This is a genomic window from Pseudomonas agarici (genome assembly GCF_900109755.1).
Lineage (GTDB): Bacteria > Pseudomonadota > Gammaproteobacteria > Pseudomonadales > Pseudomonadaceae > Aquipseudomonas > Aquipseudomonas agarici.
Genome location: NZ_FOAR01000006.1, coordinates 1 through 24,341, shown reverse-complemented (window position 1 = coordinate 24,341; position 24,341 = coordinate 1). Strand labels below are relative to the sequence as shown.

The window sequence follows — 24,341 nt, the reverse complement described above, 5'->3', positions numbered from 1 at the left end:
GTGATGATTTCTCTGATGTGCCTGACGCAACATGGCACACTCTCGAAACATCGCCGCAAGCAGTATAAATATTCGGTTCAGAAAGAAGTTTTTGGCTACATCGAGGAGATTACGCAGAGGCTGCTCGGGGACCAGGAAGAGGAAATGCAGTAGGACAATGACTCTCTCAGTGGGGGCTAAATTTTTGACGGCCTTTCAGGGCTTTGATCACGACCTCACGATGGCGTCGGACTTGAGCCATCTTGCAGCGCATTTTTCTATGACGCTTGCTGTTGAGTACAAACAGGCCCAGCAGCGGAAACAACACCGCGAGAAACCAGGTGAGTTGATCAGCCATATAGTGGGCTGCTGACAGTGGACTCAACAGGCAGATCACCAGCACACCGACGATACCCCAAACCCATTGAGGCCTCCCGCGCAAGACCATGAAATGGCTGTGTACGATGATCAATGCAAACAGGCTTTCTATTAGTAATATGTATACACCAGTGTCCTCTTGATAAAAGTTATCCGTTATCAAGGAGATGGAAAATAAAACAGATGCAATAGCCGCCAAAAAAACGCCAATAAACACAGGAAAATAAAAAACCAGAAATCGACGAAAATCCATCAAAACAATCATGATTCGAACTCCTCGTACAACCCAATCGCAACGGACTTCACATTTCCTGAAAGTGCACTACCCGTCAAACTGACAGATGCGCCAACTGCATCGACTATCTGAGTAATCGTTGCACGTTGAATTTGCGTCGGTGTAAACCGCTTGGAGAACTCACCAGACAACTGCTTGAGCTTGATCATTTTTGATGTCAATCCTGGATGCTGGAGGCTTAACAGCTCTCTCGTCAGCTTCGCACGCTCTTGGCGAGAAAGCCCCCTGAGCACTTCCTGCGTGCTTTTACCGGTAGCAGCCTTAGTCACGCCCATCAATCTGACGGTGGCCAACGACGCCGTACCGACACCAGCAAGCGACACGGCATCCAAAGCGATCATGGTATATCGATACCAATCGTTGCTATCCAGCCAATCATTCCTTTGGGGATCGTTGATTTCATTGCGTATGCGGCGCCCTCCAACCAAGCACTGCACGCTACTAGCCGCTGCGGCGGCATAGCCAACTGCAGCCACTAGCGAGCTGGCACCCGCAGTGAAAGGTATCGCTACAGTTCCGCTAGAAACCACCATCCAACCAATCACCGCTCCCGTACAAGCCAACGCCGTATTCACGGCCTCCATTACCAAGCGCGATTCCCGAGGTTGTGCCTGCAACTCCCGCATAAACTCAATCGGAGCAACGTATCGTGGAGCCTCACGCAAAACGATCTTCTTCGGCGCAATACTGCAAATCGGCTGAAAATCACGCAGCGTCACCACGGAAAAATCACTTTCGATTACACCACACCAGCACCGACTATCGCTGGGTCGGCATCAATGACCTGAAACAGGCGCCGCACATTCATCTGACTCTCTACCCGCTGGCGGGTATTGCGGTGAGCACTGGGCACGCCGCTCTTCAATAACTCGGAAATCATTGCTACCACTCCCTGACATCCTCAGAAAAGTAGGAGCATAGGCAGCCAACCCAAGATAAAATGTAGGACACATCGGCAATATAAATGAGATAGATCCCGTTCAAGTCTCAACATCTTGTCGCTACCACCTCGTTGATAACAAAGTTCATTCCGGCGCCACTTTCGGCGGATATCAACGATAGGTAAGTTATATGACAAGCGATATGTTTTTAAAACTGGGGGATATCAAGGGCGAGTCCCGAGACCAGCAGCACAAGGATGAAATCGATATAAACACCCTACGCTGGACCATGAGTCAGTCCGGCACCATGCACACCGGCAGTGGCGGCGGTGCCGGTAAAGTCAGCATAGGCAACCTAAGCATCGGCAAGTTCATGGATAGATCCTCGCCCAACCTGATGGCCGCCTGCTCGTCGGGCAAGCACTACCCCGAAGCTACTCTCTCGGTACGCAAGGCGAGCGGCAGCAACCCGCTGGAGTATGTAGTCTTCAAGCTCAAGGAAGTGATGGTGTCGAGTTACTCTACCGAAGGCGAACCAGCAGATGATATTTTGCACGAGGTCATCTCTCTCAACTTCGCCAGAGTCGAGGTTAGCTACCAACCCCAAAACGCCGACGGCGGCAAGGACGGCGGAATCATCAAGTACGGTTGGAATATTCGTGAGAATGTGAAAATCTGAAGCTCTTTTTCCAGAAACAGGCCGTTTTCGTGCAATGACGGCTGTGCGTTGGAGAGCCTCGGCCCCTGTATCTCCGGTTACCAACCTGCGCACAGCTGCCACCCATTCGCTTGGTAACGAACGTGGCAGCTATCATCCAGATACGGGAGCCAATCATGCATACGTTCAATACCTCCCCTACCTCAGCGTTCAATACGTCTCATAAAAATGCCACTTGTGAGTACGCGAGCGGGATGCGCTATGACTGATCACACTGAGGTCAAAACCCTTGAGATCGTTACCTTTGGTGGTTGCGGTGCAGATGATCTACCGCTGTTTCGGGTCAATGCTGGCGTGCCATTGGTACAGGCGCTTGAGCAGGCATCCAACCTGCTGTACTGCGCAAAACATCTTGCACCGGATGCGGCGATGGAGCCGGAAGCCAAGAGACAGGCATGGGCTTCGCATTACCTGTGTGAGATGAGCAAAGCTATTGTTGACGATATTTCTCAGCGCTTTCTGACTCCCGACCCATAACGCCTCTCATTGCGGCCCCCGTTGCAGGACACAGAAATATCGACTCCATAAACAACAAACCCGCAGAGATCATCTGCAGGTTTATCTGCTTTCAAGCGACGAAAGAATCGTCCTAGAACGGAATATCATCATCAAAGCTGTCGAAATCCGGAGCCGGCTGCGGTGCGGTCTGCTGGGGAGCCGGACGCGATTGCTGTGGGGCCGACTGCTGCGGGCGCGGCGCCTGTTGGCGAGGGGCTTGCTGGCGTGGCGCGGACTGATCGTAGCTGCCACCACCTTGTTGGTCGCCCTGTTGCGGACGGCCGCCCAGCAGCTGCATGGTGCCCTGCATGTCGACGATAATCTCGGTGGTGTAGCGTTTGATGCCGTCTTTTTCCCACTCGCGGGTTTGCAGCTTGCCTTCGATGTAGACCTGCGAACCCTTGCGCAGGTACTCACCGGCAATCTCGGCGACCTTACCGAACATCGATACGCGGTGCCATTCGGTTTTTTCGACTTTCTGACCGGTCTGCTTGTCGGTCCATTGTTCGCTGGTCGCCAGACTCAGGTTGGTCACGGCGTTACCGTTGGGCAGGTAGCGAACTTCGGGATCCTGGCCGCAAGTGCCGACCAATATGACTTTGTTAACCCCACGGGCCATAACATTCTCCTAGGCTTCGCACGTTTGCGCCACTGGCTCATTGACCAGGCGCTCAAGGGTCGTGCGATCCAACAATTCGGTGTCTAATTTGATGTAAATGGCGGCCTCTTCGACCACCACCACTGCATCTGTTACCCCTACGACGGCCAACAAGCGCTCGACCAGACCGGCTTCGCGGATCGCCTCGGGCGATAACGGCAAACGCAGGCTCGTCACATAGGGAGGTTCACGCATGGTAACAGCAAAGGCCAGCCAGAGGGCAGCCAGAGCGGCACACCCAAGGAATACTGCCGACAAGCCGCCATGCTGGAACATCCAGCCACCCAGGATACCGCCGAGTGCCGAGCCAAGGAACTGGCTGGTGGAGTACACCCCCATCGCCGTGCCCTTGCCGCCAGCCGGTGAAACCTTGCTGATCAGCGACGGCAGCGAAGCTTCCAGCAGGTTGAAGGCGATGAAGAACACCACCGTACCGATTACCAGGGCCCGCAAACTGTCGCCGAACTCCCAGAAGAATAGCTCAGTGACCATCAAAGTCGTCACGGCGCCGAGTAAAACTCGTTTCATTTTGCGTTTCTTCTCGCCGTAGATGATGAAGGGGATCATGGCGAAGAAAGAAATCAGTAAGGCGGTCAGGTACACCCACCAGTGTTGCTCTTTGGGCAGGCCGGCCTTTTCAACCAACGCCAGCGGCAAAGCGACGAAGCTCGACATCAGCATCGCGTGCAATACGAAGATCCCCAGGTCCAGGCGCAGCAGGTCCGGGTGCTTGAGCGTCGGGATCAACGCCTGGCGCGCCACCCCGGACTCGCGATGCTGCAACGGTCCGGTGGACTTGGGCACCATGAAGGCGACGATCAGGATACCCACCAGCGCCATCCCGCCGGTCGCCAGGAACAGCCCCGACAGGCCGAAGACACGGGTCAGCAAGGGGCCGACGACCATCGCCACGGCAAACGACAAACCGATGGTCATACCAATCATGGCCATGGCCTTGGTCCGGTGCTGTTCGCGGGTGAGGTCCGAGAGCAAGGCCATGACCGCTGCGGAAATCGCTCCGGCACCTTGCAGGACCCGACCGGCGATCACCCCCCAGATCGAGTCGGCGTTGGCCGCCAACACGCTGCCGAGGGCAAACACGATCAGTCCCAGATAGATCACCGGGCGTCGGCCGATACGGTCGGAAATGATCCCGAACGGAATCTGGAACAATGCCTGGGTCAACCCATAGGCGCCGATGGCCAAGCCGATCAGTGCCGGTGTCGCTCCGGCCAGATCCATCCCGTAAGTCGCCAGGACCGGCAAGACCATGAACATACCGAGCATGCGAAACGCGAACACCAGGGCCAGACCACTTGCCGCGCGGGTCTCGCCGCCACTCATGCGTTCGCTGTGGGGATCGTGCATGGAAAAACCTCGTGTGAACCGGCAGCGATTCTATCAGTCCCATCGTTTGAGGGGGTATAGGACGACGCTTTGTCGTGAACTCGTTCGGCATCTTGTCATGCAAGTCTGTAATACTGTGCGGCGACAGTGTGCATCCATCCAGTATTTAGCCTTATACTCCTGCGTTTACCGCCTGCCGCGCGAGGCAACCTTGGACAAGATCCTGATTCGTGGGGCTCGAACCCACAACTTGAAAAATATCGACCTGACCCTGCCCCGGGACAAACTGATCGTGATTACCGGTCTATCCGGGTCCGGCAAGTCTTCCCTGGCATTCGATACCTTGTATGCCGAAGGCCAGCGCCGCTACGTAGAATCGCTGTCGGCCTACGCCCGACAATTTCTGTCGATGATGGAAAAGCCCGACGTCGATACCATCGAAGGCCTCTCGCCGGCCATTTCCATCGAGCAGAAATCGACCTCGCACAACCCACGTTCGACGGTCGGTACCATCACCGAGATCTACGACTACCTGCGTCTGCTGTATGCCCGCGTGGGTATGCCGCGCTGTCCGGACCACGATATCCCGCTGGAGGCGCAGACCGTCAGCCAGATGGTCGATCTGGTCCTGGCTCAGCCCGAAGGCGCCAAGCTGATGCTGTTGGCACCCGTGGTCCGCGAACGCAAGGGCGAACACCTGTCGGTGTTCGAGGAATTGCGAGCCCAGGGCTTTGTCCGGGCGCGGGTCAATGGCCGGCTCTGCGAGCTGGATGAAGTGCCCAAGCTCGATAAACAGAAGAAGCACTCCATCGATGTGGTGGTGGACCGCTTCAAGGTTCGCGGCGATCTGCAACAACGCCTGGCCGAATCCTTCGAGACCGCGCTGAAGCTGGCGGACGGCATCGCGCTGGTGGCACCGATGGACGACGAGCCGGGCGAGGAAATGATTTTCTCCGCGCGCTTCGCCTGCCCGATCTGCGGCCACGCCATCAGCGAGCTGGAACCCAAGCTGTTCTCCTTCAACAACCCGGCCGGGGCCTGCCCGACGTGTGATGGCCTGGGGGTAAAGCAGTTCTTCGACATCAAACGCCTGGTCAATGGCGAACTGACCCTGGCCGAAGGCGCGATACGCGGCTGGGACCGGCGCAATGTCTATTACTTCCAGATGCTCGGGTCGCTGGCGTCCCACTACGGCTTCGGCCTGGAGGTGCCATTCAACACGTTGCCGGCGGACCAGCAAAAGCTGCTGCTGCAAGGCAGCGGCAGCCAGAACGTCGACTTCAAGTACCTTAACGACCGAGGCGACATCGTCAAGCGTTCGCACCCGTTCGAAGGCATCGTGCCAAACCTGGAGCGGCGCTACCGTGAAACCGAATCGGCCACCGTGCGCGAGGAGCTGGCCAAGCTCCTCAGCACCCAGCCGTGCCCGGATTGCCGCGGCACTCGCCTGCGTCGCGAGGCCCGGCATGTGTGGGTCGGGGAGAAGACCCTGCCCGCCGTGACCAACTTGCCGATCGGCGATGCCACCGACTACTTCGGCACGCTTAAACTGACCGGACGGCGCGGGGAAATTGCCGAGAAGATCCTTAAGGAAATTCGCGAGCGCCTGCAATTCCTGGTCAACGTCGGCCTCGATTACTTGACCCTCGACCGCAGCGCCGACACCCTGTCCGGCGGCGAAGCCCAGCGCATTCGTCTGGCCAGCCAGATCGGCGCCGGCCTGGTCGGGGTGATGTACATCCTCGACGAGCCGTCCATCGGCCTCCATCAGCGCGACAACGACCGCCTGCTGGGCACCCTGAAGCACCTGCGTGATATCGGCAACACGGTGATCGTCGTCGAACACGATGAGGACGCCATTCGTCTGGCTGATTACGTGGTGGATATCGGCCCGGGCGCCGGTGTCCATGGCGGACATATCGTCGCCCAGGGCACGGCAGCCGAAGTCATGGCACATCCTGATTCCCTGACAGGCAAGTACCTGTCGGGCCGGATGAAGATCGCGATCCCAGCCAAACGCACGCCACGCAACAAAAAGCTGTCGCTGACCGTCAAGGGCGCCCGCGGCAATAACCTGCGCAATGTCGACCTGGAGATTCCGATCGGCCTGCTGACCTGCGTGACTGGTGTGTCCGGCTCGGGCAAGTCGACGCTGATCAACAACACCCTGTTTCCCCTCAGTGCCACCGCCCTCAATGGTGCGACGACACTGGAAGCCGCGGCTCACGACAGCATCAACGGCCTGCAGCACCTGGACAAGGTGGTGGATATCGATCAAAGCCCCATCGGGCGCACCCCGCGTTCGAACCCCGCGACCTATACCGGCCTGTTCACACCTATTCGCGAGTTGTTCGCCGGGGTACCGGAATCCCGCTCCCGAGGCTATGGGCCGGGGCGCTTTTCGTTCAATGTCAAGGGCGGGCGCTGTGAAGCCTGCCAGGGCGATGGTCTGATCAAGGTAGAGATGCACTTCCTGCCGGACATCTACGTCCCCTGCGATGTCTGCAAGAGCAAGCGCTACAACCGCGAGACCCTGGAAATCAAGTACAAGGGCAAGAGCATCCACGAGGTGCTGGAGATGACCATCGAGGAGGCGCGTGAGTTCTTCGACGCCGTGCCCGCCCTGGCGCGCAAGCTGCAGACGTTGAAGGATGTTGGCCTGTCGTACATCAAGCTGGGTCAGTCGGCGACAACCCTATCCGGTGGTGAAGCGCAGCGGGTCAAGCTGTCACGCGAGCTGTCCAAGCGCGACACCGGCAAGACGCTGTATATCCTCGACGAGCCGACCACCGGCCTGCACTTCGCGGATATCCAGCAACTCCTAGATGTACTTCACCGCCTGCGCGACCATGGCAATACCGTGGTGGTAATCGAGCACAACCTGGATGTGATCAAGACCGCCGATTGGCTGGTGGACCTGGGTCCCGAAGGCGGCTCAAAAGGTGGCCAGATCATCGCGGTGGGGACTCCGGAGCAGGTAGCGCAAATGCCGCAGTCATACACCGGCCACTATCTCAAACCGTTGTTGCTTCGCGACCGGGCGTAAACCGCGACTAACAAAAAGCCCCACGAACCTGATAGGTCAGTGGGGCTTTTTGTTGGTCGGCATCAGAACTGCGATTGCAGATAGTTTTCCAGACCAATGGACTGGATCAGACCCAATTGTTTCTCCAACCAGTAGGTGTGATCTTCTTCGGTGTCGGCCAACTGCACACGCAGGATCTCACGAGTCGCATAGTCCTTGTGCTGCTCGCAGAGCTTGATGCCCTTGCACAGAGCGGCACGTACCTTGTGTTCAAGGCGCAAATCACTGGCAAGCATCTCAGGCACCGTGGTACCAGTATCGAGTTCGTCAGGGCGCATGCGTGGTGTGCCTTCAAGCATCAGAATTCGACGGATCAAGGCATCGGCGTGTTGCGCCTCTTCTTCCATTTCGTGATTGATGCGCTCGTAGAGCTTGCTCAAGCCCCAGTCCTCATACATCCGCGAATGAATGAAATATTGATCACGGGCCGCCAGTTCACCTGTCAGCAACGTGTTGAGGTAATCGATTACGTCCGGGTGACCTTGCATCGCCCCACATCTCCCTGCTTGAAAGGTTGTAGTTTGAACCAAGCCGACCGGAAGGTCACTGCAAAAGCAGCAGGAAAATGAAAAATAATAGAGAAAAATCGTCGAACAGAAGCGAAAAGCCGCCCAAATGCGGGCGGCTCTGCTTCTCGTTTAGACTTACTTAAGCACTACGCCCAACGCCTTTGTGATGCGTTCCCCATAAGCCGGGTCGGCTTTGAAGAAGTGCTGCAACTGACGCTGCACCACATCATCGGAAACGCCTGCCATGGCGCCGGCAATGTTGTTGATCAGCACGGTTCTCTGCTCCTCATTCATCAGCCGGAACAGCGCACCGGCATGACTGAAGTAGTCGTTATCCTCGCGATGATTGTAACGATCCGCCGCACCGCTCAGAGCCAAGGCCGGCTCAGCGTAGCGAGGGGCTTGTTTCGGCGCATCGGCGTAACTGTTGGGCTCATAGTTCGGTGCGGCGCCACCGTTGCTGCCAAGGGCCATGGAACCGTCGCGCTGGTAGCTGTTGACCGGGCTCAGCGGCGCGTTCACCGGCAGGTATTGGTGATTGGTGCCAATACGGTAGCGATGGGCATCAGCATAGGCAAATACGCGACCTTGCAGCATGCGGTCCGGAGACAAGCCGACACCTGGCACCATATTGCTTGGGGCGAATGCCGCCTGTTCGACTTCGGCAAAGTAGTTCAGCGGATTGCGATTCAATTCCAGCTCACCGACCTCGATCAATGGGAACTCTTTCTGCGACCAGGTCTTGGTCACGTCGAACGGGTTCTCATAATGCGCTGCTGCCTGGGCCTCGGTCATGAGTTGAATGTATACGCCCCACTTCGGGAACTCACCGCGTTCGATAGCGCTGAACAGATCGCGCTGCGCGTAGTCGGGGTCCGTACCCGCAAGGCGTGCGGCATCGGCCGGCGTCAGGTTCTTGATACCCTGCTTTGTCTTGTAATGCCATTTCACCCAGTGACGCTCACCCTTGGCGCTGATCAAGCTGTAGGTGTGGCTACCGAAGCCGTGCATATAACGGTAACCGTCCGGGATCCCGCGATCGGAGAACAAGATGGTGATCTGGTGCAACGCCTCGGGTGAGTGCGACCAAAAGTCCCACACTGCCTGCGCGCTCTTCAGGTTGCTTTGTGGCAGACGTTTCTGGGTGTGAATAAAGTCTGGAAACTTCAGCGGATCGCGAATGAAGAACACTGGCGTGTTGTTGCCAACGATGTCCCAGTTACCTTCTTCGGTGTAGAACTTCAGGGCGAAACCACGTGGGTCGCGCTCGGTATCCGCCGAACCCCGCTCACCGCCCACGGTGGAGAAACGCAGGAACGTCGGGGTCTGCTTACCCACGAATTCGAACAACTTGGCGCTGGTGTATTGGGTAATGTCCTTCGAGACGGTGAAAGTCCCGTAGGCGCCCGAACCTTTGGCATGTACGCGACGTTCCGGGATGTTTTCGCGATTGAAATGGGCGAGCTTCTCGAGCAGGTGAAAATCGTCGAGTAGTAGCGGGCCGCGCGGCCCTGCGGAACGGGAGTTTTGGTTATCAGTAACGGGGACACCGCTGGCGGTAGTAAGCGTTTTGTTCTGGCTCATGCTCATCCTTCCTCTCTCGGTTTTGGTACTGCCGGCTAATCGGCTGGGAGGGAGTATTGACCAAGAACATGACAGCTACAAATTCATTAAACAATATAAACAAATAGTCGAAAACTATTAAAAATCAAAATCTTGATAGCGAACACAAAAAACCGGGCACTAGGCCCGGTTCTTCGTTTCAGACTGACGTTTTACTCGGCAGATACGGCTTCGCCGGCAGTAGCACGATCAACCAATTCGACGTAAGCCATAGGCGCATTGTCGCCAGCACGGAAACCGCACTTGAGGATGCGCAGATAGCCACCCTCACGGGTAGCGTAACGCTTGCCCAGATCATTGAAGAGCTTACCAACGATAGCTTTCGAACGAGTACGATCAAAAGCCAGACGGCGGTTTGCCAAGCTGTCTACCTTGGCCAGAGTGATCAGCGGCTCGGCTACGCGGCGCAATTCTTTGGCTTTTGGCAGAGTCGTTTTGATCAGCTCGTGCTCGAACAGCGACACCGCCATGTTTTGAAACATGGCCTTGCGGTGCGAGCTGGTACGGCTCAGGTGACGACCACTTTTACGATGACGCATGGTTCATTCCTTACCAAACATTACGTTCGGTGATTACGACGATCAGGCAGTCGCCTTGTCGTCCTTCTTAAGACTTGCAGGCGGCCAGTTGTCGAGGCGCATGCCGAGGGACAGACCGCGGGAGGCCAGAACGTCCTTGATTTCAGTCAAGGATTTCTTGCCCAGGTTCGGAGTCTTCAACAGCTCTACTTCGGTACGCTGAATCAGGTCGCCGATGTAGTAGATGTTTTCCGCCTTAAGGCAGTTAGCCGAACGTACAGTCAGTTCCAGATCGTCAACCGGGCGAAGCAGGATCGGATCGATCTCGTCTTCCTGCTCGATAACCACTGGCTCACTGTCACCCTTGAGGTCGACGAACGCAGCCAACTGCTGTTGCAGGATGGTTGCAGCGCGCCGGATAGCCTCTTCAGGGTCCAGGGTACCGTTGGTTTCCAGATCAATAACCAGTTTGTCCAGGTTGGTGCGCTGCTCGACACGGGCGTTTTCCACCACGTAGGCGATACGGCGAACCGGGCTGAACGAAGAGTCAAGCTGCAAGCGACCAATGCTGCGGCTTTCGTCTTCATCGCTCTGACGCGAGTCTGCTGGTTCATAACCACGACCACGAGCTACGGTGAGCCTCATGTTCAAGGCGCCGTTAGACGCCAGGTTGGCGATTACGTGATCGGGGTTAACGATCTCGACATCATGATCCAGCTGAATATCGGCAGCGGTAACCACCCCCGAACCCTTCTTCGACAAGGTCAGCGTAACTTCGTCACGACCGTGCAGCTTGATAGCCAGACCTTTAAGGTTCAACAGGATTTCAATGACATCTTCCTGTACACCTTCGATGGCGCTGTACTCATGGAGCACACCGTCAATCTCGGCCTCGACTACTGCACAGCCAGGCATTGAGGACAACAGAATGCGGCGCAGCGCGTTGCCCAGGGTGTGGCCAAAACCACGCTCGAGAGGCTCGAGGGTAATCTTAGCGCGGGTTGGACTGACAACCTGCACATCAATGTGACGGGGTGTCAGGAACTCATTTACCGAAATCTGCATGGATGCACCTATTTTCTAGCCCTTACTTGGAGTAGAGCTCGACAATCAGGCTTTCGTTGATGTCGGCGGAGAGGTCACTACGAGCAGGAACGTTCTTGAAAACGCCCGACTTCTTCTCAGTGTCCACTTCTACCCATTCTACGCGGCCACGCTGGGCACACAGATCGAGAGCCTGGACAATACGCAGTTGATTCTTAGCTTTCTCACGAATAGCCACCACGTCACCAGCACGAACCTGGTAGGACGGGACGTTTACGGTTTTGCCGTTAACGCTGATCGACTTGTGCGATACCAGTTGACGGGATTCGGCACGAGTCGAACCAAAGCCCATACGGTATACGACGTTGTCCAGACGGCATTCGAGCAGCTGCAGCAGGTTTTCACCCGTTGCGCCTTTACGGCCGGCGGCTTCTTTGTAGTAGCCGCTGAACTGACGCTCAAGAACGCCATAAATACGACGGACCTTCTGCTTTTCACGCAGCTGGGTGCCGTAGTCGGATTGGCGACCGCGGCGCTGGCCGTGGATGCCAGGTGCTGCTTCGATGTTGCACTTGGATTCGATAGCGCGCACGCCGCTCTTCAGAAAGAGATCGGTGCCTTCGCGACGAGCCAGTTTGCATTTTGGACCAATGTAACGAGCCATTCTTTACAATCTCCTGGATTACACGCGGCGCTTCTTCGGCGGACGGCACCCGTTATGCGGGATTGGCGTCACGTCGGTGATGCTGGCGATCTTATAGCCACAGCCGTTCAATGCACGGACAGCGGACTCACGACCTGGACCTGGACCCTTGACATTGACGTCGAGGTTTTTCAGGCCGTATTCCAGCGCAGCTTGACCAGCACGCTCAGCAGCTACTTGAGCAGCAAACGGGGTGGACTTGCGGGAACCGCGGAAACCCGAACCACCGGAGGTAGCCCAGGAAAGAGCGTTACCTTGACGGTCGGTGATGGTCACGATGGTGTTGTTGAAAGACGCGTGGATGTGGGCGATGCCATCAACCACTGTCTTTTTAATTTTCTTACGAGGACGAGCAGCAGGTTTTGCCATGACTAGATTCCTGTCGATTCGCTGGTGCGATTACTTGCGGATCGGCTTACGCGGACCTTTGCGAGTACGCGCGTTGGTCTTGGTACGCTGACCGCGTACTGGCAGACCACGACGATGGCGCAGACCGCGATAGCAGCCCAGGTCCATCAAGCGTTTGATTTTCATGTTGACTTCGCGACGCAGGTCACCTTCAGTGGTGAACTTCGCCACTTCGCCACGCAGCTGTTCAATCTGCTCGTCGCTCAGATCCTTGATCTTTGCGGCTGGGTTGACCCCAGTCACTGCGCAAATTTTCTGCGCAGTAGTGCGACCAACACCATAGATGTAGGTCAACGAGATAACAGTGTGCTTGTTATCTGGAATGTTAACGCCTGCAATACGGGCCATTCAGTGGGACTCCAATTGACAGCTACCTACGCCCCGGAAGCCAAGAAATAGGGCGCGAGATAATATCGCTGTAATAACAAATAATCAACCCAGCAGCGCACTAGCTGCTGGGCTTCAAGCGGATCACACTCAGCCTTGGCGCTGTTTGTGACGCGGTTCCGCGCTGCAAATTACTCGAACAACACCTTCGCGGCGAATAATCTTGCAGTTACGGCACAGCTTTTTCACCGATGCACGAACTTTCATCACCAACTCCTCGAACCTTATGGGGTACTTCAGCGCAGCATGCCGCTGCCGTAGCCCTTCAGGTTGGCTTTCTTCATCAGGGATTCATACTGGTGCGAAACGAGGTGCGATTGCACTTGGGACATAAAGTCCATCACAACCACGACCACGATCAGCAACGAGGTCCCGCCAAGGTAGAACGGAACGTTTGCCGCAACCACCAGGAACTGGGGCAGCAAGCACACGGCCGTCATATAAAGAGCACCGAACATGGTCAAACGGGTCAGAACGCCATCAATGTAGCGCGCCGACTGCTCGCCTGGACGAATGCCCGGAATAAAGGCACCGGACTTCTTCAGGTTTTCCGCTACGTCTTTCGGATTGAACATCAACGCCGTATAGAAGAAGCAGAAGAAAATAATCCCTGCACTAAACAGCAGAATATTCAACGGCTGACCAGGAGCGATCGACTGCGAGATGTCCTGTAACCAGCCCATACCTTCAGACTGACCGAACCAGGCACCCAACGAAGCCGGGAACAGCAAAATGCTGCTCGCGAAGATAGCAGGAATTACACCGGCCATATTCACTTTCAGCGGCAAGTGGCTTGTCTGCGCAGCGAAAACCTTACGGCCCTGCTGACGCTTGGCGTAGTGAACAGCAATACGACGCTGGCCACGCTCAATGAACACCACGAAACCGATGATCGCCACCGCCAGCAAACCGATGGCAACCAGGGCGAAGATGTTGATATCCCCCTGACGTGCAGACTCGAAGGACTGCCCGATCGCTCTCGGAAGACCGGCAACGATACCCGAAAAAATCAACATCGAGATACCGTTACCCACACCGCGCTCTGTAATCTGCTCACCCAGCCACATCATGAACATCGCGCCAGCCACGAATGTGGACACCGCGACGAAATGGAAGCCGAAGTCATTAGTAAAAGAGACGCCCTGACCAGCCAGACCAATGGACATGCCAATGGCCTGGACAAGGGCTAGGACAACGGTGCCATAGCGGGTGTATTGGCTGATCTTGCGACGACCAGCCTCACCTTCCTTCTTCAACTGCTCCAACTGCGGACTGACGGCGGTCATCAGCTGCATGATGATCGATGCCGAAATGTACGGCATGATCCCCAATGCAAAGATACTCATCCGCTCCAGCGCGCCGCCGGAAAACATGTTGAACAAGCTAAGAATGGTCCCCTCATTCTGTCGAAACAGGTCCGCCAGCCGGTCCGGGTTGATACCTGGAACTGGGATGTGTGCGCCTATCCGGTAGACGATAATCGCCAGGAATAGAAAACGCAGTCGAGCCCAGAGCTCGGATAACCCGCCTTTGCTGAGCGCTGAGAGAGCACCTTGCTTAGCCATTTATTCCTCGAACTTGCCGCCAGCTGCTTCGATAGCCGCACGCGCACCTTTGGTGGCGGCGATACCCTTGATAGTTACAGCGCGAGTCACTTCGCCCGACAGCATGATTTTCACACGCTGTACGTTCTGGTTGATCACGTTGGCATCTTTCAGGGACTGCACGGTCACGATGTCGCCTTCCACCTTGGCCAACTCGGACAGACGCACTTCTGCGCGATCCATGGCCTTCAGGGACACGAAACCGAATTTCGGCAGGCGACGATGCAGCGGCTGTTGACCGCCTTCAAAGCCTGGAGCGATGGTGCCACCGGAGCGAGAGGTCTGACCTTTGTGACCACGGCCACCTGTCTTACCCAAACCGCTACCGATACCACGGCCCGGACGATGCTTTTCGCGACGGGAACCCGGCGCTGGACTCAGATCATTGAGTTTCATCGATTAACCCTCGACACGCAGCATGTAGTAAGCCTTGTTGATCATCCCGCGATTCTCGGGAGTATCCTGGACTTCTACAGTGTGACCGATGCGACGCAGCCCCAAACCCTTAACGCACAATTTGTGGTTAGGGATACGACCGGTCATGCTTTTGATCAGCGTTACTTTTACGGTTGCCATGATCACAGGATCTCCACTGTAGTTTTGCCGCGTTTGGCAGCAATGGACTCAGGGGACTGCATGGTTTTCAAACCCTTGAAAGTGGCATGAACCACGTTTACCGGGTTGGTCGAACCGTAGCACTTGGCCAGGACGTTCTGAACACCGGCTACTTCGAGGACAGCACGCATAGCGCCGCCAGCGATGATACCGGTACCTTCAGAAGCAGGCTGCATGTAAACCTTGGAAGCGCCGTGGGCGGACTTCATGGCGTACTGCAACGTGGTGCCGTTCAGATCCACTTGGATCATGTTGCGGCGAGCAGCCTCCATAGCCTTCTGGATCGCAGCAGGCACTTCACGCGACTTGCCACGGCCGAAGCCCACACGGCCCTTACCATCACCCACCACGGTCAACGCGGTGAAAGTGAAGATACGGCCACCTTTAACGGTTTTGGCTACGCGGTTAACTTGAACCAGCTTCTCGATGTAGCCTTCGTCGCGCTTTTGGTCGTTATTTGACATAACTTAGAACTCCAGCCCAGCTTCACGAGCAGCATCAGCCAGCGCCTTGACGCGACCATGATACTTGAAGCCAGAGCGGTCGAAAGCCACCTGCGAGACACCTGCGGCTTTAGCACGCGAAGCGACCAGCTGGCCAACCTTAGTGGCCGCGTCGATGTTGCCAGTGGCACCATCACGCAGTTCTTTATCCAAAGTCGAAGCACTTGCCAGGACTTTGTTGCCGTCGGCCGAAATGACCTGGGCGTAGATGTGCTGCGAAGAGCGGAACACGCAGAGACGCACGACTTCGAGTTCGTGCATTTTCAGGCGTGCTTTGCGAGCGCGACGCAGTCGAGTAACTTTTTTGTCGGTCATTTGCTATGCCCTACTTCTTCTTGGCTTCTTTACGACGGACGACTTCGTCCGCGTAGCGCACACCTTTGCCTTTGTACGGCTCTGGTGGACGGAAGTCGCGGATCTCGGCGGCCACTTGACCTACCAGCTGCTTGTCGATGCCCTTGATCAGGATATCGGTCTGGCTAGGAGTCTCAGCGGTGATGCCTTCCGGCAGTTCGTAATCCACTGGGTGCGAGAAGCCAAGAGCCAGGTTCAGCACCGTGCCTTTTGCTTGCGCCTTGTAACCAACACCAACCAGCTGGAGCTTGCGCTCGAAGCCTTGGCTTACGCCTTGGACCATGTTGTTTACCAACGCACGAGTGGTACCAGCCATTGCGCGAGTTTGTTGATCGCCATTGCGAGCAGCGAAACGCAGCTCACCAGCTTCTTCGACAATCTCAACGGACGAATGGATGTTCAGTTCGAGAGTGCCCTTGGCACCCTTCACCGAAAGCTGTTGGCCGGCGAATTTTACTTCGACACCAGCTGGCAGCTTAACGGGGTTCTTAGCGACGCGAGACATGCTTATCCCCCCTTAGAACACAGTGCAAAGAACTTCGCCGCCGACACCGGCGGCGCGCGCAGCACGATCAGTCATCACACCCTTGTTGGTGGAGACGATAGACACGCCCAGGCCGCCACGAACTTTCGGCAGGTCTTCGACGGACTTGTACTGACGCAGGCCTGGACGGCTAACGCGCTTCACTTCCTCGATGACCGGACGGCCTTCGAAGTACTTCAGCTCAATGGACAACGACGGCTTGGCGTCGGCGGTGATCTGAAAACCCGCGATGTAACCTTCGTCCTTCAGGACTTTTGCTACAGCCACCTTCAGCGTAGAAGACGGCATGCTTACGACGGACTTTTCAGCCATCTGGGCATTACGGATTCGAGTTAGCATGTCCGCTAACGGGTCCTGCATACTCATGGGCTAGATGCTCCTGATACAAAAAAAATGAGCCTTGCGGCTGCAACTGTCGCCGAGGTACTCCGCGCGCAAAAAAGCGCGGGCTCAGGCGAGCCGGTCATTCTAGACACACCCCAGAAATGAATCAAGCCCCAAAAGGGGCTTGATTCATACTCAAACTCACCAACGGTCGGGTTCTTACGATTCCGACCGCGGCGACTTGGGCAGTACGACTTACCAGCTGGCCTTGACCAGACCTGGTACGTCACCACGCATCGCGGCTTCACGCAGCTTGTTACGGCCGAGACCGAACTTGCGGTAAACGCCGTGCGGACGACCGGTGATACGGCAGCGGTTACGCATGCGCGAGGCACTGGCGTCACGTGGCTGCTTCTGCAGGGCTATGGAGGCTTCCCAACGCGCTTCTGGACTTGCGTTCAGATCGACGATGATTGCTTTGAGCGCTGCACGCTTGACGGCGTACTTGGCGACGGTGAGCTGACGCTTCAGCTCACGGTTTTTCATGCTCTTCTTGGCCATTTTCCTACTCCAATCAGTTGCGGAACGGGAATTTGAAAGCACGCAGCAATGCGCGACCTTCTTCATCCGATTTGGCAGTGGTGGTCAGGGTAATGTCCAGACCGCGCAGAGCATCGATCTTGTCGTAATCGATTTCCGGGAAAATGATCTGCTCTTTCACGCCCATGCTGTAGTTGCCACGACCATCGAAGGACTTGGCATTCAGGCCGCGGAAGTCGCGAACCCGAGGCAGGGAGATCGACAGCAGACGATCCAGGAACTCGTACATACGATCGCGACGCAGAGTCACTTTGACGCCGATCGGCCAACCTTCGCGGACCTTGAAGCCAGCGATGGATTTGCGAGCGTGAGTCACGACGACTTTCTGGCCGGTGATCTTTTCCAAGTCAGCCACAGCGTGCTCGATGACTTTTTTGTCACCGATCGCTTCGCCCAAACCCATGTTCAGGGTGATCTTGGTAATGCGCGGAACTTCCATCACGTTCACCAGCTTAAGTTCTTCCTTAAGCTTGGGAGCGATTTCCTTCCGATAAATCTCTTTCAGTCGTGCCATGGTCTTCTACCTAGCAGTGTTCAAGCATCAACCGCTTTTTGGGTCGACTTGAAGACACGAATTTTTTTGCCGTCTTCTACTTTGAAACCAACGCGATCAGCTTTATTGGTTTCGCCGTTGAAAATGGCGACGTTGGAAGCGTGCAGTGGCGCTTCTTTTTCGACGATACCGCCTTGTACGCCCGACATCGGGTTAGGCTTGGTATGACGCTTGACCAGGTTCAAGCCACCGACGACCAGACGGTCGTCAGCGAGAACCTTAAGCACCTTACCGCGCTTACCTTTGTCTTTGCCGGCGATCACGATGATCTCGTCGTCACGACGAATCTTTTGCATGTCGGATCTCCTTACAGCACTTCTGGGGCGAGCGAGACGATCTTCATGAACTTCTCGGTACGAAGTTCACGGGTCACTGGCCCAAAGATACGGGTGCCGATCGGCTCTTGCTTGTTGTTCAACAGAACAGCAGCGTTGCCATCAAAGCGGATAATGGAGCCATCAGCACGACGCACGCCGTGACGGGTGCGGACTACGACAGCAGTCATCACCTGGCCTTTCTTTACCTTACCGCGAGGAATGGCTTCCTTGACGGTCACTTTGATGATGTCACCGATACCCGCGTAACGACGATGGGAGCCACCCAGCACCTTGATGCACATAACGCGGCGAGCGCCGCTGTTATCGGCCACATCGAGCATGGATTGAGTCTGAATCATATAATTTCTCCGACCCCTAGCCCTTAGACTTCCACAGCGCGTTCGAGAACATCAACCAGTGCCCAAGATTTGGTCTTGGCCAGCGGACGAGTTTCACGAATAGTGACTTTGTCGCCGATATGGCACTGATTGGTTTCGTCGTGTGCGTGCAGCTTAGTCGAACGCTTAACGTATTTACCGTAGATCGGGTGCTTGACGCGACGCTCGATCAGAACGGTGATGGTTTTGTCCATCTTGTCGCTGACAACACGGCCAGTCAGCGTACGGACAGTCTTTTCGGCTTCAGCCATGATCACTTACCTGCCTGCTGGTTGAGCACAGTCTTCACGCGAGCGATGTCACGCTTAACTTGCGAGAGCAGATGAGACTGCCCCAACTGGCCAGTTGCTTTCTGCATGCGCAGATTGAACTGGTCGCGCAGCAGGCCGAGCAGTTGCTCGTTCAGCTGCTGTGCGGATTTTTCACGAAGTTCGTTCGCTTTCATCACATCACCGTCCGTTTAACAAAGGAGGTGGCGAGCGGCAGCTTTGCAGCAGCCAGGGCGAAAGCCTCACGCGCCAGCTCTTCAGAAACGCCTTCGATTTCATACAGGACTTTGCCTGGCTGAATCTGGGCTACCCAGTACTCCACGTTACCCTTACCTTTACCCATCCGAACTTCGAGTGGCTTCTTGGAAATAGGCTTGTCCGGGAATACACGGATCCAGATCTTACCGCCACGTTTTACGTGACGAGTCAGGGCACGACGTGCCGATTCGATCTGGCGAGCGGTGAGACGACCGCGAGCAACAGACTTCAGTGCGAACTCGCCGAAGCTGACCTTGCTACCGCGCAGCGCCAGACCACGGTTGTGGCCGGTCATCTGCTTGCGGAACTTCGTACGCTTTGGTTGCAACATTTGGCGTACCCCTTACTTAGCAGCTTTTTTACGAGGCGCTGGTGCTTGTGGCTTCAGCTCTTCTTGGCGACCACCAATTACTTCGCCTTTGAAGATCCAAACCTTCACACCGATCACACCGTAAGTGGTGTGAGCTTCGTAGGTGGCATAGTCGATATCGGCACGCAGGGTGTGCAGTGGCACACGACCTTCGCGATACCATTCAGTACGTGCGATTTCAGCACCGCCGAGACGACCGCTCACTTGGATTTTGATGCCTTTGGCACCAATGCGCATTGCGTTCTGTACGGCACGCTTCATAGCGCGACGGAACATTACACGACGCTCCAGCTGCTGAGCCACGCTCTGCGCAACCAGCATACCGTCGAGCTCCGGTTTACGGATCTCTTCGATATTGATGTGCACAGGCACACCCATTTGCTTGGTCAGGTCCTGACGCAGTTTCTCAACATCTTCACCTTTCTTCCCGATAACGATACCTGGACGAGCGGTGTGGATGGTGATGCGTGCAGTTTGAGCCGGACGATGGATATCGATACGGCTTACGGACGCGCTTTTTAGTTTGTCTTGGAGGTACTCACGCACATTCAGATCTGCGAGCAAATAGTCCGCATAAGTCCGACCGTCTGCGTACCAGACGGAGGTGTGCTCCTTGACGATTCCCAGGCGAATGCCAATGGGATGTACTTTCTGACCCATCTCTTCGACTCCGTTACTTGTCAGCAACCTTGACAGTGATATGGCAAGACCGCTTGACGATGCGATCAGCACGGCCTTTGGCACGCGGCATGATGCGCTTCAGCGAACGCCCTTCGTTGACGAAAACGGTGCTGACTTTCAGGTCATCAACGTCTGCGCCTTCGTTATGCTCGGCGTTGGCTACGGCCGACTCCAGCACTTTTTTCATGATCTCGGCGGCTTTCTTACTGCTAAAAGCCAACAGGTTGAGCGCTTCGCCCACCTTCTTCCCGCGGATCTGGTCGGCGACCAAGCGGGCTTTCTGGGCGGAGATTCGAGCGCCCGACAACTTAGCGGCTACTTCCATCGTTCCTTACCCCTTAACGCTTGGCTTTCTTGTCTGCCACGTGCCCACGATAAGTGCGGGTACCGGCAAACTCGCCTAGTTTGTGACCGACCATGTCTTCGTTCACGAGAACTGGGACATGTTGACGACCGTTATGTACAGCGATGGTCAGACCGACCATTTGTGGCAGGATCATGGAACGGCGCGACCAGGTCTTAACTGGTTTGCGATCGTTCTTTTCCGCCGCCACTTCGATCTTCTTCAGTAGGTGAAGATCAATAAAAGGACCTTTTTTCAGAGAACGTGGCACTGTCGTATCCCTCTATTTACTTGCGACGACGGACGATCATTTTGTCGGTACGCTTATTACCACGAGTCTTCGCGCCCTTAGTCGGGAAGCCCCACGGCGATACCGGATGACGACCACCAGAGGTACGACCTTCACCACCACCATGTGGGTGGTCAACCGGGTTCATGGCAACACCACGAACGGTTGGGCGAACGCCACGCCAGCGTTTGGCACCTGCTTTACCCAGCGAACGCAGGCTGTGCTCGGAGTTCGAGACTTCGCCCAGGGTCGCACGGCATTCAGCCAGGACTTTACGCATTTCACCGGAACGCAGACGCAGGGTAACGTACACGCCTTCACGAGCGATCAGCTGAGCCGAAGCACCAGCGGAACGAGCGATTTGCGCGCCTTTACCTGGCTTCAATTCGATGCCGTGTACGGTGCTACCAACTGGAATGTTACGCAGCTGCAAAGCGTTACCTGGCTTGATCGGCGCCAGGGCACCTGCGATCAACTGGTCGCCGGCACTCACCCCCTTAGGGGCGATGATGTAGCGGCGCTCGCCGTCTGCGTACAGCAGCAGTGCGATGTGAGCAGTACGGTTTGGATCGTATTCGATACGCTCGACAGTGGCAGCGATGCCATCTTTGTCGTTACGACGGAAGTCGACCAGACGATAATGCTGCTTATGACCACCACCGATGTGACGAGTGGTAATGCGGCCATTGTTGTTACGACCACCAGACTTCGACTTTTTCTCGAGCAGCGGTGCGTGAGGAGCGCCTTTATGCAGCTCCTGATTGACCACCTTGACCACAAAACGGCGGCCAGGGGAAGTCGGTTTGCATTTAACGATTGCCATGATGCACCCCTTCCTTACTCAGCACTGCTGCTGAAATCGAGATCTTGGCCTGGCTGAAGGGAGATGATCGCCTTCTTCCAGTCATTACGCTTGCCCAGACCGCGAGCAGTGCGCTTGCTTTTACCCAGAACGTTCAGGGTAGTCACACGCTCTACTTTCACGCTGAACAGGCTTTCGACGGCCTTCTTGATTTCCAGCTTGGTTGCGTCAGTAGCAACCTTGAAAACGAACTGACCTTTTTTGTCTGCCAGAACCGTAGCCTTCTCGGAAACGTGCGGGCCAAGCAGAACTTTAAATACGCGTTCCTGGTTCATCCCAGCAGCTCCTCGAATTTCTTCACGGCCGACACGGTGATCAACACCTTGTCGTATGCGATCAGACTAACTGGATCGGAACCCTGTACGTCGCGGACATCTACGTGTGGCAGGTTGCGAGCAGCCAGGTACAGATTCTGATCAACAGCGTCAGACACGATCAGAACGTCGGTCAGACTCATGCCAGCCAGTTTGCTCAGCAGGTCTTTGGTTTTCGGGGTTTCAACAGCGAAATCCTGAACAACGACCAGACGATCAGTACGCACCAGCTCAGCAAGGATGGAACGCATTGCTGCGCGATACATCTTCTTGTTCAGCTTCTGGGAGTGATCCTGAGGACGAGCTGCGAAAGTGGTACCGCCGCCGCGCCAGATCGGGCTACGAATAGTACCGGCACGAGCACGGCCAGTACCTTTCTGACGCCATGGGCGCTTGCCACCACCGGAAACATCGGAACGGGTCTTTTGCTGCTTGCTACCTTGACGGCCGCCGGCCATATAGGCCACGACTGCTTGGTGAACCAGCGTCTCGTTGAATTCGCCGCCAAATGTCAGTTCGGAAACTTCGATCGCTTGAGCGTCATTTACATTTAATTGCATGTCAGCTTCCCCTTAACCGCGAGCCTTGGCTGCCGGACGTACAACCAGGTTGCCGCCAGTAGCGCCAGGAACAGCGCCCTTGACCAACAACAGATTGCGTTCAGCGTCCACGCGCACTACTTCAAGGGACTGCACGGTCACGCGCTCAGCGCCCATATGACCGGACATTTTCTTGCCCTTGAATACACGACCAGGAGTCTGGCACTGGCCGATAGAGCCTGGAACGCGGTGGGATACGGAGTTACCGTGGGTGTTATCTTGCCCGCGGAAATTCCAACGCTTGATCGTACCCTGGAAGCCTTTACCTTTGGACTGACCGGTCACATCGACCAGTTGGCCAGCAGCGAAGATTTCAGTGCTGATCAGATCGCCGGCCTGGTATTCGCCTTCTGCAAGGCGGAATTCCGTTACGGTACGACCAGCGGCAACGTTCGCTTTAGCGAAGTGGCCAGCTTGAGCGGCTGTAACACGCGAAGCACGACGCTCGCCGACAGTCACTTGCACTGCACGGTAGCCATCAGTTTCTTCAGTCTTGAACTGGGTGACGCGATTCGGCTCGATCTCAATGACCGTGACCGGAATGGAGACACCTTCTTCGGTGAAAATACGGGTCATACCGCATTTACGACCGACTACACCAATAGTCATGTTGTAAACCTCATGAGTGTACGGGGCTTTCACCCGCTATGGCCGCCCATTTCAGAGCGTTACACGACTAAGACCGAGTCTTAGCCGAGGCTGATCTGCACTTCCACACCTGCCGCAAGATCAAGCTTCATCAGCGCATCGACGGTTTTATCCGTTGGCTGGACGATGTCCAGTACACGCTTATGAGTACGGATCTCGTATTGGTCACGCGCGTCTTTGTTGACGTGCGGGGAGACCAGGACGGTAAACCGCTCTTTACGGGTAGGCAGTGGAATTGGACCACGCACTTGAGCACCAGTACGTTTCGCGGTTTCCACGATTTCCTGGGTGGATTGGTCGATCAGGCGATGGTCAAAAGCCTTCAACCTGATACGGATTTGCTGATTTTGCATTGGATTTCAGACTCCGGCTGCTATTCCCACCGAGCGCAATACGCCCGTTAAAAGGAGGCGCAATTCTATAGACGAGCCATATAGGTGTCAACCTAATAAAAAACCCCCGCTAGGCGGGGGTTTTTTAAAGCATCGAAGCTATCTCAATGAGACGCTTACTCGATGATTTTGGCTACGACGCCAGCGCCGACGGTACGACCGCCTTCACGAATAGCGAAACGCAGGCCGTCTTCCATCGCGATGGTCTTGATCAGCGTGACAGTCATCTGAATGTTGTCACCTGGCATCACCATTTCAACGCCTTCTGGCAGTTCGCAGTTACCGGTCACGTCAGTTGTACGGAAGTAGAACTGTGGACGGTAGCCTTTGAAGAACGGCGTGTGACGACCGCCTTCTTCCTTGCTCAGAACATAGACTTCTGCAGTGAACTTGGTGTGCGGCTTGACCGAACCTGGCTTGACCAGAACCTGGCCACGCTCCACGTCGTCACGCTTGGTACCACGCAGCAGCAC

The 24,341-nt window shown here is 55.8% G+C and carries 37 protein-coding genes and 1 pseudogene; 3 read left to right on the top strand and 35 right to left on the bottom strand.

Features of this window, described 5'->3' with window-relative positions:
- Positions 1-166: 166 nt before the first annotated feature.
- A complete protein-coding gene (locus tag BMX68_RS07360) occupies positions 167-622 on the bottom strand; it encodes a hypothetical protein (protein WP_017129897.1) in 456 nt (151 codons plus the stop codon).
- Positions 619-1,532, bottom strand: a pseudogene (gene ssp4, locus BMX68_RS07355) (Ssp4 family T6SS effector). The gene BMX68_RS07360 and the pseudogene ssp4 overlap by 4 nt, the downstream one beginning before the upstream one ends.
- A gap of 191 nt (positions 1,533-1,723) precedes the next feature.
- On the opposite strand from ssp4, the gene BMX68_RS07350 reads away from it, so the two are divergent.
- Positions 1,724-2,212 carry an Hcp family type VI secretion system effector gene (locus BMX68_RS07350; protein ID WP_026012960.1) on the top strand — a complete coding sequence of 163 codons (489 nt, stop codon included), beginning with the start codon at positions 1,724-1,726 and terminating at the stop codon, positions 2,210-2,212.
- Positions 2,213-2,452: 240 nt separating this feature from the next.
- Positions 2,453-2,728 carry a DUF3077 domain-containing protein gene (locus BMX68_RS07345; RefSeq protein ID WP_017129893.1) on the top strand — a complete coding sequence of 92 codons (276 nt, stop codon included), beginning with the start codon at positions 2,453-2,455 and terminating at the stop codon, positions 2,726-2,728.
- A 112-nt stretch (positions 2,729-2,840) separates the two neighbouring features.
- Here BMX68_RS07345 and BMX68_RS07340 read toward each other — a convergent pair whose 3' ends face one another.
- Positions 2,841-3,368 carry a single-stranded DNA-binding protein gene (locus BMX68_RS07340; RefSeq protein WP_017129892.1) on the bottom strand — a complete coding sequence of 176 codons (528 nt, stop codon included), beginning with the start codon at positions 3,366-3,368 and terminating at the stop codon, positions 2,841-2,843.
- A 9-nt stretch (positions 3,369-3,377) separates the two neighbouring features.
- Positions 3,378-4,775, bottom strand: coding sequence for an MFS transporter (locus BMX68_RS07335; protein WP_017129891.1), 1,398 nt, complete (start codon positions 4,773-4,775; stop codon positions 3,378-3,380).
- A gap of 190 nt (positions 4,776-4,965) precedes the next feature.
- On the opposite strand from BMX68_RS07335, the gene uvrA reads away from it, so the two are divergent.
- On the top strand, positions 4,966-7,800 hold the full coding sequence (gene uvrA / locus BMX68_RS07330; RefSeq protein WP_017129890.1) for an excinuclease ABC subunit UvrA: 2,835 nt from the start codon (positions 4,966-4,968) through the stop codon (positions 7,798-7,800).
- A 62-nt stretch (positions 7,801-7,862) separates the two neighbouring features.
- On the opposite strand, the gene bfr is transcribed toward uvrA, so the two are convergent.
- The 31 genes from bfr to BMX68_RS07175 all read right to left on the bottom strand — a co-directional run.
- Positions 7,863-8,327, bottom strand: a complete 465-nt coding sequence (gene bfr / locus BMX68_RS07325; RefSeq protein WP_017129889.1) for a bacterioferritin — start codon at positions 8,325-8,327, stop codon at positions 7,863-7,865.
- Between the two features lie 156 nt (positions 8,328-8,483).
- Positions 8,484-9,932 (bottom strand): catalase, encoded by a 1,449-nt coding sequence (locus tag BMX68_RS07320; RefSeq protein ID WP_060781949.1) that lies wholly within the window; start codon positions 9,930-9,932, stop codon positions 8,484-8,486.
- 191 nt (positions 9,933-10,123) lie between these two features.
- Complete coding sequence (gene rplQ, locus BMX68_RS07315; protein WP_017123254.1) at positions 10,124-10,510, bottom strand: 50S ribosomal protein L17; 387 nt, start codon at positions 10,508-10,510, stop codon at positions 10,124-10,126.
- A 42-nt stretch (positions 10,511-10,552) separates the two neighbouring features.
- Complete coding sequence (locus BMX68_RS07310; protein WP_017129886.1) at positions 10,553-11,554, bottom strand: DNA-directed RNA polymerase subunit alpha; 1,002 nt, start codon at positions 11,552-11,554, stop codon at positions 10,553-10,555.
- Positions 11,555-11,576: 22 nt separating this feature from the next.
- Positions 11,577-12,197 (bottom strand): 30S ribosomal protein S4, encoded by a 621-nt coding sequence (gene rpsD / locus BMX68_RS07305; RefSeq protein ID WP_017123253.1) that lies wholly within the window; start codon positions 12,195-12,197, stop codon positions 11,577-11,579.
- An 18-nt stretch (positions 12,198-12,215) separates the two neighbouring features.
- Positions 12,216-12,605 (bottom strand): 30S ribosomal protein S11, encoded by a 390-nt coding sequence (gene rpsK, locus BMX68_RS07300; protein WP_007924177.1) that lies wholly within the window; start codon positions 12,603-12,605, stop codon positions 12,216-12,218.
- Between the two features lie 30 nt (positions 12,606-12,635).
- The gene (rpsM, locus tag BMX68_RS07295; RefSeq protein ID WP_017129885.1) at positions 12,636-12,992 is read right to left on the bottom strand and encodes a 30S ribosomal protein S13; all 357 of its coding nucleotides are present in this window, start codon (positions 12,990-12,992) and stop codon (positions 12,636-12,638) included.
- Between the two features lie 129 nt (positions 12,993-13,121).
- Positions 13,122-13,238: a 50S ribosomal protein L36 gene (gene rpmJ / locus BMX68_RS07290; RefSeq protein WP_002555468.1), complete on the bottom strand. Its 117-nt coding sequence runs from the start codon at positions 13,236-13,238 to the stop codon at positions 13,122-13,124.
- A 29-nt stretch (positions 13,239-13,267) separates the two neighbouring features.
- Positions 13,268-14,596 carry a preprotein translocase subunit SecY gene (gene secY, locus BMX68_RS07285; protein WP_017129884.1) on the bottom strand — a complete coding sequence of 443 codons (1,329 nt, stop codon included), beginning with the start codon at positions 14,594-14,596 and terminating at the stop codon, positions 13,268-13,270.
- Positions 14,597-15,031: a 50S ribosomal protein L15 gene (gene rplO, locus BMX68_RS07280; protein ID WP_007924183.1), complete on the bottom strand. Its 435-nt coding sequence runs from the start codon at positions 15,029-15,031 to the stop codon at positions 14,597-14,599. It lies immediately after the preceding gene.
- A gap of 3 nt (positions 15,032-15,034) precedes the next feature.
- Positions 15,035-15,211 (bottom strand): 50S ribosomal protein L30, encoded by a 177-nt coding sequence (rpmD, locus tag BMX68_RS07275; RefSeq protein WP_003176408.1) that lies wholly within the window; start codon positions 15,209-15,211, stop codon positions 15,035-15,037.
- 2 nt (positions 15,212-15,213) lie between these two features.
- A complete protein-coding gene (gene rpsE / locus BMX68_RS07270; protein ID WP_017129883.1) occupies positions 15,214-15,714 on the bottom strand; it encodes a 30S ribosomal protein S5 in 501 nt (166 codons plus the stop codon).
- Positions 15,715-15,717: 3 nt separating this feature from the next.
- Entirely contained in the window at positions 15,718-16,068 is a 351-nt protein-coding gene (rplR, locus tag BMX68_RS07265) for a 50S ribosomal protein L18 (RefSeq protein ID WP_010443919.1), read from the bottom strand.
- A 10-nt stretch (positions 16,069-16,078) separates the two neighbouring features.
- Entirely contained in the window at positions 16,079-16,612 is a 534-nt protein-coding gene (gene rplF, locus BMX68_RS07260; RefSeq protein ID WP_003176412.1) for a 50S ribosomal protein L6, read from the bottom strand.
- 12 nt (positions 16,613-16,624) lie between these two features.
- Entirely contained in the window at positions 16,625-17,017 is a 393-nt protein-coding gene (gene rpsH / locus BMX68_RS07255; RefSeq protein WP_017129882.1) for a 30S ribosomal protein S8, read from the bottom strand.
- A gap of 213 nt (positions 17,018-17,230) precedes the next feature.
- Entirely contained in the window at positions 17,231-17,536 is a 306-nt protein-coding gene (gene rpsN, locus BMX68_RS07250; protein WP_017129881.1) for a 30S ribosomal protein S14, read from the bottom strand.
- 13 nt (positions 17,537-17,549) lie between these two features.
- Positions 17,550-18,089 (bottom strand): 50S ribosomal protein L5, encoded by a 540-nt coding sequence (gene rplE, locus BMX68_RS07245; protein ID WP_017129880.1) that lies wholly within the window; start codon positions 18,087-18,089, stop codon positions 17,550-17,552.
- 20 nt (positions 18,090-18,109) lie between these two features.
- Entirely contained in the window at positions 18,110-18,424 is a 315-nt protein-coding gene (rplX, locus tag BMX68_RS07240) for a 50S ribosomal protein L24 (RefSeq protein WP_007896770.1), read from the bottom strand.
- A gap of 11 nt (positions 18,425-18,435) precedes the next feature.
- A complete protein-coding gene (gene rplN / locus BMX68_RS07235) occupies positions 18,436-18,804 on the bottom strand; it encodes a 50S ribosomal protein L14 (protein WP_002555479.1) in 369 nt (122 codons plus the stop codon).
- A 23-nt stretch (positions 18,805-18,827) separates the two neighbouring features.
- Complete coding sequence (rpsQ, locus tag BMX68_RS07230; RefSeq protein ID WP_003176419.1) at positions 18,828-19,094, bottom strand: 30S ribosomal protein S17; 267 nt, start codon at positions 19,092-19,094, stop codon at positions 18,828-18,830.
- Between the two features lie 2 nt (positions 19,095-19,096).
- The gene (rpmC, locus tag BMX68_RS07225) at positions 19,097-19,288 is read right to left on the bottom strand and encodes a 50S ribosomal protein L29 (RefSeq protein WP_002555481.1); all 192 of its coding nucleotides are present in this window, start codon (positions 19,286-19,288) and stop codon (positions 19,097-19,099) included.
- The gene (gene rplP / locus BMX68_RS07220; protein ID WP_003228729.1) at positions 19,288-19,701 is read right to left on the bottom strand and encodes a 50S ribosomal protein L16; all 414 of its coding nucleotides are present in this window, start codon (positions 19,699-19,701) and stop codon (positions 19,288-19,290) included. The genes rpmC and rplP overlap by 1 nt, the downstream gene beginning before the upstream one ends.
- Before the next feature lie 12 nt (positions 19,702-19,713).
- Positions 19,714-20,400, bottom strand: a complete 687-nt coding sequence (rpsC, locus tag BMX68_RS07215) for a 30S ribosomal protein S3 (RefSeq protein ID WP_007924192.1) — start codon at positions 20,398-20,400, stop codon at positions 19,714-19,716.
- 13 nt (positions 20,401-20,413) lie between these two features.
- A complete protein-coding gene (gene rplV, locus BMX68_RS07210; RefSeq protein ID WP_003103908.1) occupies positions 20,414-20,746 on the bottom strand; it encodes a 50S ribosomal protein L22 in 333 nt (110 codons plus the stop codon).
- Between the two features lie 13 nt (positions 20,747-20,759).
- Positions 20,760-21,035: a 30S ribosomal protein S19 gene (rpsS, locus tag BMX68_RS07205; protein WP_002555486.1), complete on the bottom strand. Its 276-nt coding sequence runs from the start codon at positions 21,033-21,035 to the stop codon at positions 20,760-20,762.
- A gap of 16 nt (positions 21,036-21,051) precedes the next feature.
- On the bottom strand, positions 21,052-21,876 hold the full coding sequence (gene rplB, locus BMX68_RS07200) for a 50S ribosomal protein L2 (RefSeq protein WP_003186055.1): 825 nt from the start codon (positions 21,874-21,876) through the stop codon (positions 21,052-21,054).
- A gap of 14 nt (positions 21,877-21,890) precedes the next feature.
- Complete coding sequence (rplW, locus tag BMX68_RS07195; protein WP_017129879.1) at positions 21,891-22,190, bottom strand: 50S ribosomal protein L23; 300 nt, start codon at positions 22,188-22,190, stop codon at positions 21,891-21,893.
- Positions 22,187-22,789 carry a 50S ribosomal protein L4 gene (gene rplD, locus BMX68_RS07190; protein ID WP_017129878.1) on the bottom strand — a complete coding sequence of 201 codons (603 nt, stop codon included), beginning with the start codon at positions 22,787-22,789 and terminating at the stop codon, positions 22,187-22,189. Before rplD ends, rplW begins: the two co-directional genes overlap by 4 nt.
- 12 nt (positions 22,790-22,801) lie before the next feature.
- Positions 22,802-23,437: a 50S ribosomal protein L3 gene (rplC, locus tag BMX68_RS07185; protein ID WP_017129877.1), complete on the bottom strand. Its 636-nt coding sequence runs from the start codon at positions 23,435-23,437 to the stop codon at positions 22,802-22,804.
- Between the two features lie 80 nt (positions 23,438-23,517).
- Positions 23,518-23,829, bottom strand: coding sequence for a 30S ribosomal protein S10 (gene rpsJ / locus BMX68_RS07180; protein WP_003186070.1), 312 nt, complete (start codon positions 23,827-23,829; stop codon positions 23,518-23,520).
- 155 nt (positions 23,830-23,984) lie between these two features.
- The coding region (locus BMX68_RS07175) for an EF-Tu C-terminal domain-related protein (RefSeq protein ID WP_033696302.1) at positions 23,985-24,341 on the bottom strand (357 nt) is incomplete at its 5' end.